Origin of the sequence: Ureibacillus thermosphaericus (assembly GCF_012396605.1) — a bacterium.
In the GTDB taxonomy this organism is placed as follows: Bacteria; Bacillota; Bacilli; order Bacillales_A; family Planococcaceae; genus Ureibacillus; species Ureibacillus thermosphaericus.
In genome coordinates, this window is the sequence record NZ_JAAXPW010000044.1 from 1 (window position 1) to 17,906 (window position 17,906).

Annotated in this window: 21 protein-coding genes and 5 pseudogenes; 5 read left to right on the forward strand and 21 right to left on the reverse strand. The window is 32.6% G+C overall.

Annotated elements, in window-relative coordinates; translation table 11 throughout:
- The 13 genes and pseudogenes from HF990_RS13435 to HF990_RS13495 form a co-directional block, all read right to left on the reverse strand.
- Positions 1–328, reverse strand: a pseudogene (locus tag HF990_RS13435) (transposase); the annotation flags it as partial.
- Between the two features lie 16 nt (positions 329–344).
- Positions 345–1,550: pseudogene (locus tag HF990_RS13440) on the reverse strand (IS110 family RNA-guided transposase).
- A gap of 265 nt (positions 1,551–1,815) precedes the next feature.
- Positions 1,816–2,304 carry a YjdJ family protein gene (locus HF990_RS13445; RefSeq protein ID WP_016839446.1) on the reverse strand — a complete coding sequence of 163 codons (489 nt, stop codon included), beginning with the start codon at positions 2,302–2,304 and terminating at the stop codon, positions 1,816–1,818.
- 219 nt (positions 2,305–2,523) lie between these two features.
- On the reverse strand, positions 2,524–2,880 hold the full coding sequence (locus HF990_RS13450; RefSeq protein ID WP_168412790.1) for a hypothetical protein: 357 nt from the start codon (positions 2,878–2,880) through the stop codon (positions 2,524–2,526).
- Positions 2,881–2,906: 26 nt separating this feature from the next.
- A complete protein-coding gene (locus HF990_RS13455; protein WP_168412791.1) occupies positions 2,907–3,584 on the reverse strand; it encodes a DUF2225 domain-containing protein in 678 nt (225 codons plus the stop codon).
- A gap of 485 nt (positions 3,585–4,069) precedes the next feature.
- Positions 4,070–4,504 (reverse strand): annotated as a pseudogene (locus HF990_RS13460) (DUF4145 domain-containing protein); the annotation flags it as partial.
- A gap of 18 nt (positions 4,505–4,522) precedes the next feature.
- The gene (locus tag HF990_RS13465) at positions 4,523–5,692 is read right to left on the reverse strand and encodes a restriction endonuclease subunit S (protein ID WP_168412792.1); all 1,170 of its coding nucleotides are present in this window, start codon (positions 5,690–5,692) and stop codon (positions 4,523–4,525) included.
- Positions 5,693–7,159 (reverse strand): type I restriction-modification system subunit M, encoded by a 1,467-nt coding sequence (locus HF990_RS13470; protein WP_168412793.1) that lies wholly within the window; start codon positions 7,157–7,159, stop codon positions 5,693–5,695.
- Between the two features lie 212 nt (positions 7,160–7,371).
- On the reverse strand, positions 7,372–7,620 hold the full coding sequence (locus tag HF990_RS15405) for a Fic family protein (protein ID WP_409373622.1): 249 nt from the start codon (positions 7,618–7,620) through the stop codon (positions 7,372–7,374).
- Between the two features lie 3 nt (positions 7,621–7,623).
- On the reverse strand, positions 7,624–7,815 hold the full coding sequence (locus HF990_RS13480) for a hypothetical protein (protein ID WP_168412794.1): 192 nt from the start codon (positions 7,813–7,815) through the stop codon (positions 7,624–7,626).
- Positions 7,812–8,198, reverse strand: coding sequence for a hypothetical protein (locus HF990_RS13485; RefSeq protein WP_168412795.1), 387 nt, complete (start codon positions 8,196–8,198; stop codon positions 7,812–7,814). The genes HF990_RS13480 and HF990_RS13485 overlap by 4 nt, the downstream gene beginning before the upstream one ends.
- A 406-nt stretch (positions 8,199–8,604) precedes the next feature.
- The gene (locus tag HF990_RS13490) at positions 8,605–9,114 is read right to left on the reverse strand and encodes a type 1 glutamine amidotransferase domain-containing protein (RefSeq protein WP_016839457.1); all 510 of its coding nucleotides are present in this window, start codon (positions 9,112–9,114) and stop codon (positions 8,605–8,607) included.
- 194 nt (positions 9,115–9,308) lie between these two features.
- Entirely contained in the window at positions 9,309–10,043 is a 735-nt protein-coding gene (locus HF990_RS13495; RefSeq protein WP_168412796.1) for a hypothetical protein, read from the reverse strand.
- A gap of 775 nt (positions 10,044–10,818) precedes the next feature.
- On the opposite strand from HF990_RS13495, the gene HF990_RS13505 reads away from it, so the two are divergent.
- Positions 10,819–11,052: a hypothetical protein gene (locus HF990_RS13505; RefSeq protein WP_168412797.1), complete on the forward strand. Its 234-nt coding sequence runs from the start codon at positions 10,819–10,821 to the stop codon at positions 11,050–11,052.
- 101 nt (positions 11,053–11,153) lie between these two features.
- Here HF990_RS13505 and HF990_RS13510 read toward each other — a convergent pair whose 3' ends face one another.
- Positions 11,154–11,309, reverse strand: coding sequence for a DUF1540 domain-containing protein (locus tag HF990_RS13510; protein WP_168412798.1), 156 nt, complete (start codon positions 11,307–11,309; stop codon positions 11,154–11,156).
- Positions 11,310–11,539: 230 nt separating this feature from the next.
- Here HF990_RS13510 and sspO point away from each other — a divergent pair, with 230 nt between their 5' ends.
- The gene (gene sspO, locus HF990_RS13515) at positions 11,540–11,695 is read left to right on the forward strand and encodes a small acid-soluble spore protein O (RefSeq protein ID WP_016839463.1); all 156 of its coding nucleotides are present in this window, start codon (positions 11,540–11,542) and stop codon (positions 11,693–11,695) included.
- A 136-nt stretch (positions 11,696–11,831) separates the two neighbouring features.
- Here sspO and HF990_RS13520 read toward each other — a convergent pair whose 3' ends face one another.
- Complete coding sequence (locus tag HF990_RS13520) at positions 11,832–12,824, reverse strand: lipoate--protein ligase (RefSeq protein WP_168412799.1); 993 nt, start codon at positions 12,822–12,824, stop codon at positions 11,832–11,834.
- 299 nt (positions 12,825–13,123) lie between these two features.
- Positions 13,124–13,324, reverse strand: a complete 201-nt coding sequence (locus HF990_RS14965; RefSeq protein ID WP_210730828.1) for a hypothetical protein — start codon at positions 13,322–13,324, stop codon at positions 13,124–13,126.
- Between the two features lie 97 nt (positions 13,325–13,421).
- Here HF990_RS14965 and HF990_RS13530 point away from each other — a divergent pair.
- Positions 13,422–13,565 (forward strand): annotated as a pseudogene (locus HF990_RS13530) (transposase); the annotation flags it as partial.
- 107 nt (positions 13,566–13,672) lie between these two features.
- On the opposite strand, the gene HF990_RS13535 reads toward HF990_RS13530, so the two are convergent.
- The gene (locus HF990_RS13535) at positions 13,673–14,422 is read right to left on the reverse strand and encodes a hypothetical protein (protein WP_168412800.1); all 750 of its coding nucleotides are present in this window, start codon (positions 14,420–14,422) and stop codon (positions 13,673–13,675) included.
- Positions 14,423–14,544: 122 nt separating this feature from the next.
- Here HF990_RS13535 and HF990_RS13540 point away from each other — a divergent pair, with 122 nt between their 5' ends.
- On the forward strand, positions 14,545–14,787 hold the full coding sequence (locus tag HF990_RS13540; RefSeq protein WP_096549675.1) for a hypothetical protein: 243 nt from the start codon (positions 14,545–14,547) through the stop codon (positions 14,785–14,787).
- A gap of 170 nt (positions 14,788–14,957) precedes the next feature.
- Positions 14,958–15,107: pseudogene (locus HF990_RS13545) on the forward strand (ATP-binding protein); the annotation flags it as partial.
- On the opposite strand, the gene HF990_RS13550 reads toward HF990_RS13545, so the two are convergent.
- The 4 genes from HF990_RS13550 to HF990_RS13565 form a co-directional block, all read right to left on the reverse strand.
- Complete coding sequence (locus HF990_RS13550; RefSeq protein ID WP_409373621.1) at positions 15,090–15,305, reverse strand: hypothetical protein; 216 nt, start codon at positions 15,303–15,305, stop codon at positions 15,090–15,092. The pseudogene HF990_RS13545 and the gene HF990_RS13550 overlap by 18 nt on opposite strands.
- A gap of 92 nt (positions 15,306–15,397) precedes the next feature.
- Positions 15,398–15,859 (reverse strand): tetratricopeptide repeat protein, encoded by a 462-nt coding sequence (locus tag HF990_RS13555; protein WP_247595893.1) that lies wholly within the window; start codon positions 15,857–15,859, stop codon positions 15,398–15,400.
- 870 nt (positions 15,860–16,729) lie between these two features.
- Positions 16,730–16,906 (reverse strand): hypothetical protein, encoded by a 177-nt coding sequence (locus HF990_RS13560; protein WP_016839467.1) that lies wholly within the window; start codon positions 16,904–16,906, stop codon positions 16,730–16,732.
- Positions 16,907–17,015: 109 nt separating this feature from the next.
- Positions 17,016–17,810, reverse strand: coding sequence for a S1 family peptidase (locus tag HF990_RS13565; protein WP_168412801.1), 795 nt, complete (start codon positions 17,808–17,810; stop codon positions 17,016–17,018).
- Between the last annotated feature and the right edge of the window lie 96 nt (positions 17,811–17,906).

Here is a 17,906-nt window from a genome sequence, read left to right on the forward strand (position 1 = left end):
ATTTCTTCTTTTGTTCTTTCTCATACATGGTATATGGAATAAGTGCCTCACATTTTCGATTCGAAAGGATGTCCTCATAGTTCTGTTCACTACCATAACCAGCATCTGCGACAATATACTTTGGCAATGGAAAATAATGCTTCTCAATCTCATTCAAGAACGGAATCAATGTACGTGTATCGGTAGGATTTGGAAAAATGCTATAAGCCAGTGCATATTGACCTTCTGTTACGATTTGTACGTTGTATCCAGCCTTCAATTGACCGTTTTTCATATAGTCGTCTTTCATTAGCATGAACGTCGCATCTAAGTCTGTTTTGGAATAACTTTAGTTAATCGATTATTTAACTTAAGGCAGTTTCATAATCGTATAAAATGCCATGTGTCAGTAACTGGAACGTCACTTTTAAAAATTTATTGATACAGGCGATAATCGCAACCTTATGAGGCTTTCTCTGAGGTTGTGTTTTTAATTTATAATAGTAATCTACAAAATGATTCGGTTTATCTTTCTTCTTCATAATCATGGCACACACCATAAAATATAAAAGCTTTCGCAAGTGTTTGTTACCTCTTTTATTAATACGATCATGATACTGTGTATTCCCCGATTGATAGCGCATAATATCAATTCCCGCATAAGCATTCAATTGTTTAGCATTTTGAAAGCGACGAATATCACCCATTTCCCCAATTAATCTACAAGCAGTAGAATCACCGATACCAGGGATGGAACGTAAAACAATATACTCTTTTCGATCTTTTGATAAAGTAATCATTTGTTGGACAAGTGCTTCTTTTTTATCCTTTAATTCTGCTATTCGATTTGCGTAATCACGGACTTGTTCACATCGCACATCGGTAGATCTAATCGCTGGATAACTATTTTGAGCAGCTTCTAATAAAGCAATTGCTTTTTTCTCTGCACGTTCTAAAGAAAGGTTCTTTCTTGTATTCGCTTTTAGACGATTCTTAATGACAGTTTTAGAGTGAGCTAAAACAAGTGTTGGGTGAGGGTATAGTTGTACTATATTTAAAAATAGTGCAGAATTTGGTGTCAGTATTTTTTCTAATTCTGGAAAACTCAATTGTAAAATGGAATGCATACGATTTTTTAATAAAATCATTTCTTCATCAATTTCATCATCATAACGTGTCAATGCACGCATCTGCTCATAATAATCATCTTGGATATAGGTTGGTTCTCTCTCCATTTTAAAATGTGTTTTGGCTAATTCATGAGCATCGCTTATATCGGTTTTATGTCGACGCATCTTCGCCATTTGTCAGTTCGCTTCAAGGGGATAATATGCATAACCGTAATCTTTTAAAAATGCTTCAATCGGTTTTGAATAAACACCTGTTGCTTCAAATACAATGTCTGGTGCTTGGTCATCAAGTGATGTAATATCTACTATTCGCTTATGTAATTGTTCAAAATTTCTTCGTGTATGATTGATTTCACCTTCATATTTGCACTGACGATAACTATCATAGATCGTTACTGTACTCTTTCCTTTACTAACATCTAATCCAATAACCTGTTTCATTCCATTACTCTTTCTTTGCCAATTCATAGAAGTCTTCACATTACCTTATCGATTCCACTTTCTTATACACGATCTCTATGGACCCAACATACTAAACTGATTCGCATAAGGGTGTGAAGTTAGCCAGTTTTTAATACGGATTCAAAGATCCCTGAGACTGGTCGACTTTTCTAAAAAATAGTAGCACAAACCTTGGCCTTGGTTTGTACTACTAATCTTAGTATGTTTTTACCATCCCTTTTAAAACTCATACCACTGCTTTCTGTTACACTTCATTTGTAATACCGTTCTGTTGATTTTTGTATTTTGTAAACGACATTAAACCTGCTATCACAATAAATAGCAGTCCACTAATAGAAGTAATCCAGAAGAAAATACTACTTCCTATTGTGTATGAAATTGAAATGAAAGCACTTGATAATACACAAATGAGTCCCACGATTCCCCAAAAACTAATAACCCATTTTGATTTAACTTTTATTAGATAAATACCTGCAACAGCTAGAATATAAAGCAGGCTAATCATCATCATAGTGGGAAACAAGGGGTGAAATTTTACAGCGTACACGAAATAGTCTAGTTGACTAATATCGCGTCCATTTGTAATCACTTGAATAAATACATTCGTAAATGGTGTTGAATAGTTCCATTCAAACGAATTTTCAACAATTTCACTACCTTCATACCATGCACAAAATGTTGAAATAATAAAGATCGCAACCCCCACTATCATTTGTAACCAATATTTAAACATCGCCACACCTCTAAATTATTTATATAACATTAAGACGACTTCATTACTTTTTTCGTTTCATCACTTTAACATTTTTCCTACTTCTAGTCTTCTTCATTACAAAAAAGACACTTTTCTAAGATGGAAAAGTGTCTAAATCTCTTCTATAACGATGAACCAACCAAATTGGAAAGGTAAAACTTTGTACAACTTGAAAAAATGCAGCATCCATTAATTTTCTTATTTATGATGGTACGTATTTAATCTATTCATTTGTTGAATTTGTTTGAACCATTCTTTATCTTTTTCTTCTTTTTCTAAAAGAGTCGTAATCGAAGTGGAACATTCGAAACATATTTTAGAGTAGTTTGTAAATTTTCCACATCTTTCACAAGGAGCTCCAAGGTTTGGAAACAACGATCGTTTTAATTTCCCTGATTTCACCCATTTATAAAGAAGTTCAGGACAGATGCCCGTTTTTTCAATTACTTCATCATTACTAAGTACACGATTGTTCTTTCTTAATAAAAAGTGGTGCAATTCAGCAAATACTTCTTCTTCCGTTAAATCCAATTTTCTCCCTATCCTTAGATTCATTTTAATCCCCCCTTAATAACGAGATGTTATCCCTCCTGCTCCTTAACAGCTTGATTTTCATATTTGTATTCTTCCCAACGTTTCCGCGCATAGTTGCGATACTTATTCGAAACTTCCCTACTTGTAATTAATCGTGAAAATCCTCTTTTCGCTTCTTCAATATCTCCTAACCGAAGACTGATTTCTGCAATTAAATATTGCATCCTTTCTTCCCCTTCTTTATTGTTTGCATGGGACTTATTGAATAATTCCCTTGCAGATCGAAGGTAACGCATTTCTAATTCCTTATCTTGTTTTAATCGATACAGCCAAGCAATCTTCAGTGCAAAGTTCGCCAAAATAATCGTTTCTTCCATTGATGCTCTCGCAACTAAATAAGCTAATTTATAGCTTGCAATTGCTTCATCAATCGTCCGTTCTTTACAGAGATTCATGATTTTTTGTAATTGGTTGATATAAATTTCCCCAATTAGTAGCATGAACGGTCCATATGTTCGTGTCATTGATTTATGATATGCATAACCACAATGCGGACAAACTGCTACTTCGTATAATAACGGATTGATTCCTTCGTAAATTGGCATAAAATCTGTATCTTGTGCTATGACTTTATATCGACCAGGACGTACTTTGTAAGTTGAATACTCCTTTTTACAGTAATTACATATCATCTTACTTTCGTAATAATAAAGGTTGAATGCCATATCATACCAACTCCTTTACTTATCTAGCATCATGTTGGTAATGCAAACAAGAATTACTAAATGATTAGTAAATAATTTTAATAAATGATTCTAAAGTCTTTTCTTTATTATAACTTTTTACCTTGTTATTTTGTTTGAAAAACAGGTACATTTTATTAATTTTTTTGTAAATTTATATGATAAGGAATATAGTTTGAATTGCAGCAAGAATTTGAATTGGAAATTGTATACTTTTTGTCCTGCAGTACGCTTATAAACGCACAACTTCTTCATAACTACTAAATTGTTGATTTTTGGTTAAATCGCTATGTAAAAGTGAGAGAAGAAATATTTTCGAAATAGAAAATGAGTAACAATGAAAATGTTCGAAAAAATGACTAATCAATAAAAAATGGGAAACCCTCAGAAAAAGGATTTCCCACCTATCATCCCTTGCCTAAACTCTTCTTTTCAGCAAAGTATCCCCTTTTAAAATTGCTAATATCTTGTTCTTCACCGACAGGAAGTAAAGATTCATCAAAGTCCCCTGCAGTAAATTCATCGGAATAGCAGTAATCAATCCACGCAACAAATTGGAATAGATGATGTAGGGACAAAACCGCTACATCACGCGTTATCGGTGCATTCGTATGAACCGCTTGATTGCCGAGCTTCACTACATACTTCATCATTGGTAATAAGTCATCATCAATAATCCCTAAAAATTCTCGATCATGAATTAAACTGGATAGATTATCTTGATAAGGAACTTTTACCGCACTGTCAAAGCTATAAACCCATTTCATCGCAAGCTCCAATGCACGTCGAGACTGAAAGGCGCTGACAGCAGGGCTTACAACCAATCCTTTTTCTGCTTCAAAACAAGCCTCTGCAAAACTTTGATACTGTTTCTTATCTTTTAAAAAGCCAAAATTGGAAATATTGGCACTTCCCTTTTATTAAATAATTGACACTTCCTCTTCTGAAAATAATTCGCCTCTAAATGATTTTTGCAACAATGCCTGATATAAATTTTCTAATTCTAGTAAGCTAGATTCAAATACCTTCCTTTGTTCTTCAATTTTTTCCACTTTTTCATAAAACTCATTTTGTAATTCTAGCGGTGGATATGGAACCATAAATGAATTTAAATTTTTTTGATTTAGTTTAGGTTGGGCAGATCCAGTAATCAAATGTGAAATATCTTGTAAATTGATAACGTATTTAATAAAACGCTGGGTGGATAAATGTTCAAACTTCAATACGTGGGCATGATTATTAACCCAAATTTTTCCTTTCACTTCAAATGCTATTGGCGTTACTCTAGATAACAGATTGGCTCCATCTTCTGAAACTAGTAATAAATTGTCATCAAAAATATAATCATCAACATAATCTACGATACCTGAAGCTCCATAATATGGATAAATACCTTTTTTGCGTTCTGATGAAGTAATTGGAACCCTCTTGCTATCTAAATTTTGACAAATCTCACTTAACTTTTTAGATTCCCATCCATTAGGGTTTGTTTCCAGATCCCCAAACATCTCGAAAAATATGCTTTGCGTTAATTGATCTAATAAATCGATTTGAGCTTTGCGACATTTAATTACATCTTGAGCCTTATTTAATAATGCCGCTATTTTGCTTTGTATCTCTAATGATGGAATGGGAATCATTAAATCGTCTATATGTTCATTTCTTAAATTATTAATATTCGCCCCATTAATAGACTGTAAGATTGTTCGAGAATAATAATCTGTATTAAAAAAGTGTCTTAAATAATCCGCATTAATATTTTGTTTTGGCCTAATTAATTTACAAAAGGCTCCAAAAGTATATTCACAATCTTCGTTTGCTTGTCCCGACTTTCCAACAACTTCTTTACTGCCGCTCGATGCTGCAATTAAGATATCGCCTTTTCTTAATTTTTGTTCCAATTTTACGAGAGAAGAATCTACATACAACACATCCTGATAGATTATTTCTCCATTTTGAATATTTGTGGCTCTTAACAATGGGATATATCCATCGATTGGTTTTTCTGATATTTGATTTTTTTTGTAAGATACCCCTCTAATTTGATTGATAAAATTTTTAAGGGGATAACATTCATATTTCGAAATCATTCAATTAGCCCCTTTTATTAAATTTTCAATTTCTTTTAAACCATCCATTATTTCTTTTTCATAAGTTCCAATTTTTTCGATTATTTCCATAGGATTCTCATATTCAATTTCCTCATACTCGATTTCTTTATATTTATTAATAGACAAGTCATATTCATTTTCTCGTAGCTCTTCTATCGGTACAAAAAAAGATTGTTCTGTTCGCTTCCGTTCCTTTTCTGCTTCCAAATTGTTAAAGCGTGAAATAATATCCGGAATATCATTTTCTTCAATTGGAGTGCGTTTGTCGTCTAGAGAGAATCCGTCTGCTTTCATGTCATAGAACCAAACGTGATTTGTACCACCTGCACCTGTTTTTGTAAAAATGATAATCGCCGTAGATACTCCTGCGTACGGTTTAAACACTCCACTAGGCATGGAAATAATGGCTTCTAATTTGTGATTTTCAATAATTTCCTTGCGTATAGCTTTATGGGCTGTCGAACTTCCAAATAGCACACCGTCTGGAACAATAACTGCTGCACGTCCACCTGGTTTTAAAATTCGAATAAATAAAGATAAGAACAATAATTCCGTTTTCTTCGTTTTAGCAATTTTCAATAAGTCGTTTGATACTGCTTCATAATCTAATGATCCTTTAAATGGCGGATTTGCTAGCACTAACGTATATTTATCTTGATCTTTATTCATTTCAGATAAGGAATCCCGATATTCAATATTCGGATTATTTACACCATGCAGCATCATGTTCATGGCACCAATTCGAAGCATTGTTCGGTCCATATCATTTCCGTAAAACATCGTGTTATGATAATGTTCTTTTAACCCTTGAACGAGAAATAAATCCTGATGATGTTTCCGTAAATATTCACTTGCTGCAACTAAAAATCCAGCCGTTCCCATTGCAGGGTCGATCATGATATCTTCTGGCATAGGCTTAACCAATTCCACCATCATTTGGATAATATGCCTTGGTGTACGGAATTGACCGTTTGTACCGGCCGTTGAAATTTTCGACAATAAATACTCATATAAATCTCCTTGGAAATCTCGGTCTTGTAATGGAAGGGTATCAATGCCATCTACAATTTTTTCCAGCGTATTAGCAGTTGGGATTAAAAACATTGCATCGCTCATGTATTTTGAGTATGCAGAATCTTCTTGACCATGAAGATTTTTAATGAAAGGGAAAACCTCATCCGATACGATATGATACATTTCTTCTGGGGAACCAAGATTTTTAAAACGATGCCAACGTAAATGTTGTTTATCTTCTGGAAAGATTCCTTCAAAAGGAATACCAAGAATTTCTGCTTCCTTCTCTTTAATGGTTTCTGCTTCATCCAAACTTTTTATAAATAAAAGGTAGGTAAATTGTTCGATTACCGTTAATGGGTTGGTGATTCCACCCGTCCAGAACGTCTCCCATATTTTATCTACCTTATTTTTGATTTCACCTGTAATCATCTAGCTTCCTCCTACTTCTACACATATAACTTCATTATATCTAAATATATCTCTATATTAATATGGAAATATTGGGTACCCATCATATTGAAATTAAAACTCTCTAAATGAATAAACGGCTTAAGCACCACAGTGGCTCAAGCCGCATAAATACGCAACAATCAACATGATACTTCATGTTTATAGATTTCTATTTTGTAAAATGCTTACTTTTAATAATTTGTTTTATATTTATTACAGCCTCTAGATAGCGAAAGAGCAAGAATATTACCTAAAGTCTTTGATAAATATAAACTACTAATAAATCGTGATGTTCTTCCATTTCCATCATAAAAAGGATGTATATAACCAAAGAAGTAATGTCCTATTGCCACTTTAATAATCTCTGGAACTTCATTAGGTTGATTCATAAAAACTAATAATTTTTCTAATTCATTAATTATTTTTTCTTCGGGAGTTATACCTCAGTGTATAACTTTACCGGTACCTGACTTTTTTAATACGTGTGTTACTTCCTTTCTGAAAATTTCACCATCTGGCAATTCACTTTCTTCAATTTCACCCTCAGTAATTTCATCATATACTTTTCTAATATTAACTGGATTAATAGGAAGTGATGTAATTCCATTAATTAGATTCATGTATGACTTAATCATACTATTAAATCTCTTTTTATCATTTTCTTCATTTTAACAGTTTTAACACTTCTAGCAATTTCCTCTTTTGAACATTTTACACCTTCAAGTTCATTTGTATTGAATAATTCTTCTACTAAACATTTTAAAATGAAATGATCTTTTGCTACTTTAGATAATTGATTGAAGATAAAGTTTAATTCTCCAGATAATTTGTAAATTTTTGCTACCATATCAATAATATTATTAGTTGGAACATAATACAGTTCAAAAGATTCTGGCTGATCAATTGGTTTTATGAATAACATCAATCGTTTAACTGCATCCGAATTGATTCGTTCGAAATATTTATTATGAAATTCATTTTTATCTTTCTCATAGAATAATTTATACAAATACCTCACAATCCCGCCCCCTAAATATAATTATTAGATTATTTTTTCATATCAATAAAAAAATCTAGTATTAAATATAAATTTTATATTTAGGGATTAGGTAAATTATCTATTAATTATTTTTACATAAGCACCACATTTGCATCTTCCATGACCATTTTTCTTTTTACTTTTCTATTACATGAAGGTCATTTAATTATCATGACTTTCCTCCAAATAAGTTATTAACACCCCCATTTTTGACTTGGAATAATAAAATTATACTAGGACACAATGTCACTTGGAATTTTATACATTATAAATAAAAATATGTCTTTTTCCATTCAAATTTTCTGTTATTGTTAACAAAATTGTTTATTTATTAAAGAAAAAAACGACTTCCGTAATTCGGAAATCGTTTTTTCTTTATCCTCTATTAATTTAATTTCGCTAAAATCTCACGAATAAATGCAGGTTCATCTTTCGGAGTACGGGATGTGATGATGTTTTCGCTCACAACGACTTCTTCATCACGATAGTCTGCACCAGCTAGCTTTACATCATCTCGAATGCCGATATAGCATGTTGCCGCTTTTCCTTTTAAAATGTCCGCACTAATCATCACTTGAGGTCCGTGGCAAATACCCGCAATTAATTTGCCTTGTTCATTGGCTTCTTTTACAAAGCGAACGATATCATCATTGACGCGCAATGCTTCTGGAGAACTTCCGCCTGGAATTACAACAGCATCAAATTCATCTGCTTTTGCATCTTTCGCACCGATCTCTGCTGTATATGAAACTGTTCCTTTTTTACCTTTGCACTCTGCTCCTTTTTCCAAACCAATGATGACTGCTTGGTGTCCAGCTTCTTTAATTGCCTCATATGGATTTTTCATCTCAGAATCCTCAAAATTACTTGCTAGTAAAAATGCAACCTTTGCCATAACAAATACCTCCTATGCAATAAATCTTACAGGATTAGTATAATTGATATGCAGATAGAATAGCAAAATATGTGATTTTTTCAGTTATTTATAAATTTATTGAATCATCTATTTTTTCTTTATAAATATAAAATCCTTTACTATGTTTAATATAAAAACACATAAAGGATTTGGAGCATTGCAGCTATAAAATGTTACCCATTACAAATTTTCCACTGCTTATTTTTATGTTCTAAAAACCGACTGAATTTCGCTTTACGCTTATTACGTTCAAGATTGTTATACATTTCATCCATATCTTCATAGTGACCTATTACATAAAATCTTAGCCCAATTGATCGACTATCCCGGTAAATATTCGAAAAATCGATTAATAAACCTTCTTTTGTCAATTCAAATAGTTGATTTTTTATTTCCTCAGCCATTGGATAGATTTTTCTTCTTTTATTTGTGGAAACAGTTCCAATGATTTTATTTGCGAGTATTTCCTTAAACACTAAAATATCTCTGCAATATAGTTTGCAATACCATCCATCATCGTGGGCGAGATAAACAAATTGATTTTTGATTCGATCAAAAAATGGCGAATTTAATGGCTTGCCAAAATGAGACAAATACAATACTTCCGCTTTCTCTTCCGGGGTACATTGGTTTAAATCTTCTTCATTGTTGTAATCAATCCAATGAAAATTACCTAAACCGTAAATATCTTCTCTTGCTAACTCTAAAATTCCCTCTTTCCCCACTGCCGTTTCAAAAAACCAATGATCATTAAAACCGTTGGCAATATATTGCCCATCTGTAATTAGTAAATTTTCTAAGTTTACCGGGCAATACTGAATAAATTCATGAAATTCCATTCCATAGTAAATAAAATATTGTTCTTCTAAATTGGCATTGATATAAAATACATCTCTTAATCTTCTCATATCTTAAATTTCCTTAACTCACACAGATTTAGATATTCATTTTCTTTGAACAATTGCTTTAAATACGCTTTAATTTCAGTGATTCCTTTTCTCTTAGGATATCGATTGTATTAATACTTCTTCATCATCTTCTATTACTTTATCGCATTTCATACATTTTGGAGTAATTAATGACATTTTAAATCCTCCTTATTCGGAAATTCCCCAAATCGAATCAAACAATTCGTTAAAATCATCTTATCTCAAACTTGTTTCTTGCTTTTATCTTAGAAAACTACAAAAGTAGAAAACATATAAAATAATCAATACATGGAGCAAAAAATCAATGGAAGATTGCTGGTGTTCCCAGCATATACAGGCTTATTGGCAAAGACCAAATAAAAGCGATTAGCATAAGGTAGTCTTTTTGAATAATTAAAGCAATTATTGCTTAACAGGCTGGGAGGCATAACGACAGAAAAGAATTAATTGCTGGACCGGCTTCAATAACTGTAGACGAATAAGGATTATAAAAAACAAAGACAAACCCGATGCTGAAAATCCAAGCGATTCCCCCTAAGACTAATCCAGTCATCCTCAATTATCGTTTCCTCCTTACATAAATCATACCATTAATTTCCGATATACGAAAACTTATCGTTCATTTCGGATGTACTTCTTTTTATGCATTAATTAATCCTGCTCCCCAAGAGAGAAAATCGTCTTCAAACATTTTCATGTACTTTACACCTCTACCATATAATGTTTTGTGTATGCTGAAAAAAGGGGGAAATCTGTGCTGATAAAAGAAATGCGTTTACAGCGTATACAACGTTTAGCTCATGAAATTATGTATGAAATAAATTCACAAGAAGAACAAAAACAATCTGAAGATTTGAACTTTGTGATTGACAACCTTTCTCGTGCTATTGGAGAATTAGCGGATCCATTCGGTTGTTATTCGTTAGACTATATTGAAGATAAAGTGGAGAAATCCTATTTTATGCTTATAAAAAAATTTAACAATTAGAAAAGCTAAAAATAATTTAATAAAAACGAATGAAAATGAGAGTTATTATCAATACTATAACTATAAAAGGTAACCAATTTTCATTGGTTACCTGATAAAAATTAATTCTCTGGTGTAAATGTTTTGCAATCTGTTTCTTCACTATTGGATGCTTCTTTTCCTTTTTGACTTACTACATAGATTCTCTCAGCACTACATTTGTTTCCATCAGCCCAATACTTGCAGTTATATACTTCGCAAAGAATCTCTTGTTGCATTATCTCACACCTCCTCTTTTGTTATCATTGACAAATTTGAATTGGTTAATACTATCTTTGTCATACTAAATTTCAAATATTTTACACAAACATTGATCGGTTTCTATATATTTTCTTCTTCAATACCCTTTCAATTATGAAATAAACCAACAGATGAAAAAGGACTTTATCTCTTTTCAAATGCATAGTTAAGATACCTAATGACACACTAATGTCATGGAGGTGTGATGATGAGTAACAGAGAAAAGAAAAACTTAAGTGGCAACTTCAGCGATGAGCAGGCAGTAAGAAAAGAACTATCAAGAGAATTTGATCATGAACTTGCAAACGAACCTTTAACACCGCAAGAAAAACATAATAATAAGAAAACGAAAAAGCGACAATAAGTTATCCTCGGCTATTCATTCAATAAAAATAATTGTTGAACACATGAAAAAGAACGAATTTCTTTAACCGGAAATTCGTTCTTTTTTATTTCAGCCTTTGCTGTTAATATTCAACTGTTAGCTTAACTTTAACTACTTAATAAATTAATTGTAAGAAATCGTCCATCGTTACACCGCCGAAATATCTGGAAATATCAACATCCGCCAAAGCTTCTTCAATATCTTTATAAGCATAGCGTACACAAACTAAACGTTGCTCGATTTCTTCTACGTCTTCCATGCCAAAGAAATCACCAAAAATCTTAATTTCTTCAATGATTCCTTTGTTCACTTCTAAACGAATATCAATTTCCCCAGATGGGAAGCGCTTTTGCTTTTGCATATTGAAGCGCGGTGATTTTCCATAGTTCCATTCCCATTTTTGGTAGCGTTCTTTCGATATCGTATGAATATTTTCCCAATCTTGTTCTGACAGCTCGTAATATCGGATATTCTCCTCGCCACCGAAAATCGATTTCAAAATTTCCATTCGGAACTGTTCTACCGTAATTTTTTCCGGCAAGAAATCAATGATGTTTGCTACACGTGAACGTACGGATTTAATGCCTTTTGATTCAATTTTGTCTTGCTTTACTTTTAATGAATTTACCACCGCATCCAGATCTAGATTGAACATCAATGTGCCGTGGCTAACCAAACGGCCGCGTGTTACATATTGCGCGTTTCCTGAAACTTTTCGTCCTTCCACTAAAATATCATTGCGACCAGAAAGTTCCGCGTTCACCCCTAATTTTGCCAATGCATCTACTACAGGCTGGGTGAATCTTTTATAATTGTGGAAGCTGTTTCCGTCGTCCTTCGTGATAAAGCTGAAGTTTAAATTATTTAAATCGTGATACACCGCTCCGCCACCAGAAAGTCGCCGAACGACGATGATTCCATTTTCTTCAACGTAGTCTGTATTAATTTCTTCAAAAGTATTTTGATTTTTACCGATAATAATTGATGGTTGATTGATATAGAACAGTAAGAAATCATCTTGCTCAACATCCATGTTTCTTACAAGATATTCTTCAATTGCCAAGTTCACTCTAGGGTCTGTAATGCCTTTATTATCAACGAAATACATGTGCATATCCTCCTTTATGTCCATATTTATTTTACACGAAAAAAGGATCATTTTGATTTTTTTAGTACGATAGAATTTTTCATCAAAATAAAAAATGACAACTATTATCGTTGTCATCAAATTAAAGTAAGCTCGAATCAAGTGAGACGAATAAAAAACACCTGCTCTTTTAGGACACATGACAAATAGCCCTTCAATCACGATTTTTTCGGACTGAGGGCTATTTTTATGATTGGCGTAGATTTTGTATTTCATTTTATTGAAGGAGATTTTTCAAACGATGGATTTCTCCTAAAATCTCATTGTACCTCTAAAAGCTTAGGATCATCCTTTTTGGAAGGCATAGAAATTTTACTTATTACCTCCGTCAACCGAATTTCTAATCGTAAAATTTCTTCCTTAATCTGCTCTTTTTTCCTGTCTTTAACTTCAGTCTTGCTAGTCATATATTCATCATAGCTGCCCTTGAAAGTTTTAAGTTTGCAGTCTTCGATAATCATAATCTGATTCGCTACTGAATTTATAAAGCGCCGATCATGAGAGACAAAAAGCAAGGTGTGTTCATACTCCCGAAGAACCTCTTCCACCACTTCCAGAGAGTTAGAACCAGTTTTTGGATTTTTGAAGGCTATTTTGGGATTCACACGATTTTCCGTTCGAGGAAAATTCAAAGTAAAAATTGAAATGGGAATTGCCATAATGGCCACAAATTTAAGAAAATATGCACTACGAGGGGTGTAAAACTCTCATAAATTGGATGAAATTGTAAAAGGATGAGCTGTTTCAAACAACTCACCCCTTATTTTTGAGGTTGAAAAATACTTATGTCCCAACCTCTTAATTACATATTATTTTATAGGTTGAGTCCATTCTACAAACTTAGTCGGTTCCTCATATGATCCATTGTATGGTCCATATTCATCGCCTGATGGAACTCCTGTACCTTTTGCAGTCCAAGTACCACGATTTACAAATGGAGTTAGCCAAAAAACATACGAAACATATCCAGAATCAATTGATGGTCCTGTGTAGGTTTTTTCGATTGTGTAAGTCAAATCACCAGTTAAATTACTTTCTACAGCAGCAGTTAAACCCTTTTCCTTTGCAGAACCACTAACAGTAAATGAGGATTTTGTTGTATATTTAGTAGATATTTTTTTAGTACCACCTGCTGGAACAGTTGCGATTTGTTTGGCTTGTAATGGGGTATCTGTTTGTTTTACAAATTTTGTTACAGACCATTTGATTGAAAGATCATACCAAGCATTAGGAGAAATTACATTATTATTTTCTCTTTCTGGTGAAGCTCCTCCTAATCGTAAATTATTATCATTTAATGAAGTATATACATTATTAATAATGATTTCGTCGCTAGTAGCTTGCATTGAAATTGCTTCTAGTTCTTCATCAGTAATTTGTCCTTCCGCACTAGGAGAAATAATAAATTTTTTTCCATAAGCTGAAACAACTGTATCCTGAGTTTCAGATTGAATTAAAGGTGTTAATGTAGGTTCAATATTAGTTTGTGCTGATGCAAGTGGAGCAGTAGCAAGAAGTAATGCAGAAAAACCTAAAGTAGCAACTTTAATTTTTTTCATATATTTTCCCTCCTAATCTATTATTAGTAATATTTTACTTTATACGTTAATTATTGCAAATATGTTAAATGTTGTATTTTTTCTACTTTTTATTATAATACAATTGAATGGAGGGATACACATTGAAATTTATCTATTTAGGATCTATCTTAATGATGTTTGGGGGTTTACTTTATACTTTGGAGAGAATAAACGCTTATTTATCAACGTATGTTATGTGGATTGGAAGTGCATCTGGAGCTGACCTTACCGTTTTTTATCCAAAATTTCTAGACAATTTTTTTGTCCCATTCTTTTTATTTTTAGGCATTTTTGTATGTAGCATAGGATTTTATCAATTGAAAATTATCAAACAATCTGAATGAATATGGATTTTAGTAAATGAGTTTTCGACAATAATTCTGTTCGGGAAAATATCAATATCCATTAACATTTGATAATGCAATAATTAATGCTACGTTTGAATTAGAATCCTTATCTGGTGAGAATCAAAAAGAATCCATTTTTGAAAAAAGAGTGAACAAAATGGATTCTTTTCATTCCTTTGCATAAACAAGGGGCAGAATTGTTATTTCAGGTTATCTCCATGTGTTATGAAACCAAAAGTATCATTGTCACAACAAATTTACAGTTTAGCCAGTGGAATAATGTCTTTGGTGATCCAATCTTAACGGAAGCAGTAATCTGAAACAATTACTCCCCACTTTTCCTCATACATCATCCCTTTCTTTTTAAATGATTTCTGTTTAGGGAGTTGATCTTCATCCGCATACTTCTTAGCTGTTCGCCAATTAATTCCCATTGTTCTTTGTATTTCTGAAATAGATAAACCTTTGTTATTTCTTAAATGTTTGATATAATTAATATCAGACATTGCTAGCATCCTTTCTTACCTCCACTACCAATTGCTTGACACAATTACTGTAGTGGGACTTGGGGTGACTGGCAAGTCTTTTTTTGTTTATGCACAAAAATTTAGTGCAGGACTCTGCATTTTTCCTTTGCAAAGTTCTGCACTTTTATTTTGCCATACACATCTGCCTTTGTCCCATGATAAAATGGACCTTCATCAGCAGGTGCAGCCTTAGCTGAATTGGACAATTCATAATTTCTTTTTGCATTCTCGGAATCACCCAACTTCTCATAACATTTGGCAATGTGTAAATATAACGTTGGGTATGCACTTTTAACATTATCATCATTGATCTTTAGGGCACACTGTAGAGAAGTCTCCATCCATTTTAATTTGTCTGTTACACTCTTTTGTATACGGGCTATATGATAAGATGCAATAAATCTTTCATAGTCATCTGATGCTTCGTGCCATGCTTTATGAAACATCGTGATTGCATCCTCACTGTTTCCACTTTCCTCCAATTCCATTCCACTTATACAGAGTTTAATAATAGGATTATTTGGATCAAATATTTTATTCATTTCATCTTTCCTCCAAATAGTTATGATGAGTAAATACAGAAGCTAACTTCTCAAAACCTTCTCCATTGGCTTGCAGTTAGCTAATTCTTCAATTAATTGAGCTGACCAAATTATTAGTATGGCAAATTCCCCCGAAGAAATACCAATAATGTACTATCGAAGTATAGCAGTCGAAATTCAGAATAAACAGTCTATTTCTGCCATTTTATAGATGTTATAATTAAATTTGGAGTGGTATATTTGGATCTTTGGACCAGCTGACGACTTGTATTATCCTCGATCCTACCTAATTAAGGGCAAAAAAATACCATCAATATGGTCCATGGACACACATTGATGGTATAAGCTGAGCTGACAGCTTTAAACTCTTGTGATTAAACCTAATATTTTCAAGACTTTTCGGGCTTTATTTCTTACACAATAATACAAATATTTATTTTAAGAATGCAAAAAATTAAAAAAAAGAGGCTTATGATATTATCATCTTATGCAGTAGAGCCGACTTCCATTTACTTCTATAAATGCATATAGAGCAGCGGATACGGATTCCCTAGTTCATCAATATCAGGAATAGCAGTTTTACTATTACTTAAATTTCCTAAAGACATCATCCGAGTGACAATATAATAACTCTTCTTTGAAACTGCTAACTGTGCTTTTTAGCCAAACTAGAATGTATTTTACCTTCACTATTCTTTTCACAACCCATTTGGGTTCGATGGGTATATCATTCAAAGGTTTCCCAATGGAATATCTAGTTGCTCTTTTAATTCTTATTCGTAAGTTGATTGATTTGGCACTTTTTCTACCTGTTCAGCTAACTAAACATCTCGTTCATCTTTTGTTTTACATCCAAGATTTTTAGGTTCTTTATTGATGGACTAGAAGCATCACGCGTTTCAAAATGGCTCGCATAAATGCGACATGTTCATCCTCTAGAAAACTTTCAAGAATAGCCGTTTCTTTGAGTATATCATTCATTTTGTCTAAGACATCTGATTCATTAATCACTTGAATGATATGTGAATAGGATGTTTCTGATGGCATTTTGGAATTTCATTCGTCTATTAAATTCTTTTGCCTTTTCTTTTGTAAATTCATAAGAAAAGTGTTCTTCTTTGTTTTCATCATTTTTGTAATATATACATGACCTCTATTAATAATATACCTTTAGACCTCCAAGATTATTGAGTGCATTTTGAATATGAGTATATATGGTATAACCATTAGAATTATCCTTGCCTTTATGAATTCCAACGATTAGATAATTTGTTGCATTCGTTGTGATAACCGGTGCACCACTATCACCACCAGCAGAACTATAACTTGCTTTTCTTAAACCTTTCCACCATTGTGTAAGATCATATACTGAGTAGTTTTTATCTAATAGTTCGCCACAACTAAAACCAGTTGTTGCACCAGCTTTACATACAATATCGCCTACGGTTTCTCCTGATAAACTCTGCACACCTGAAATCTTTATATCTGATGGTTTATGTGCATAAATATATTTTCCCTTTCTTCCACTATCCATAGAAATAATTGCTGCATCGGTGTTTCCAGAATATATTCTTGAAACCATAGTACCAATATCTTTCCCACCTTGAGTCCACTTAACCCCTACTTTTGAGCAATGTCCAGCAGTTAAAAGATAATACTTATTTTTACTATCATAAACAGTTACATTAGATGTACATGAATCCTTATTTTCACTTACAATTCTAAGTCCGCCTTGTAAAGTGTAATAATAATCTGTACGTGAATCATTTTGTAAAGGTGATACTTTTATAACATCAATTCGTTTTTCTCCATATAAATTCTTAAGAGTATTTGTTACATATGAATTGTTATCTTCTACTCCAATTACTAATTTATTAAATTTCATATTAAGTGTTATATCTAAAATTTTTATATTTTGATTCACTAGCGTCGCATTAAAATAATTTAACACCTTCAAATAAACCGAATTTTCTGAAATATAATCTAAACACAAAAAAATCCTTTATAATGGTTGGGTGGTAGTAAACCATCCAAATCCAATACAAAG